Source organism: Corynebacterium sp. HMSC055G02, from assembly GCF_001809065.1.
GTDB lineage: Bacteria > Actinomycetota > Actinomycetes > Mycobacteriales > Mycobacteriaceae > Corynebacterium > Corynebacterium jeikeium_D.
In genome coordinates this window covers 1-404 of sequence record NZ_KV795663.1, presented here as the reverse complement: position 1 = coordinate 404, position 404 = coordinate 1, and the positions used below count along the sequence as shown (strand labels likewise).

The 404-nt window shown below is 55.2% G+C and carries 1 pseudogene; it reads left to right on the top strand.

The features are described from left to right. Positions 1-48: 48 nt before the first annotated feature. A pseudogene (locus tag HMPREF2547_RS10910) lies at positions 49-404 on the top strand (IS30 family transposase); the annotation flags it as partial.

Here is a 404-nt window from a genome sequence, read left to right as displayed (position 1 = left end):
GGTAGGTTCAGGCGGTGAATGCATCACCACTTTCGACCAGGAGAAGTAGTGAAGCAAACCCGCCGAACGAAATACAGTGCCATCAAACCGATTGCGCTTCAACACATCGCCAACGGGGCATCAGCAAGCGCAGTTGGGCGCGATTTAGCGATTCCCTCACCAACTGTCAGGCGGTGGGCGCGACAAGCCGGAATTGCGATTCAGCACCAATCGCACTGCCCGAAGGTCTCGATGATGGATAAGCATCGCGTGATCTACGAGATGCTTATGGCCGGCTCATATAGTGTTGCCGAGATTGCCGCGCAGGCTGGGGTGTGCACAACCACGGTGTACAACCGGCGGGCTAGTTTAACCACTATGAATACCCGCAGTCGGATAACACCTGGTGATGTATCTCGTGTTGG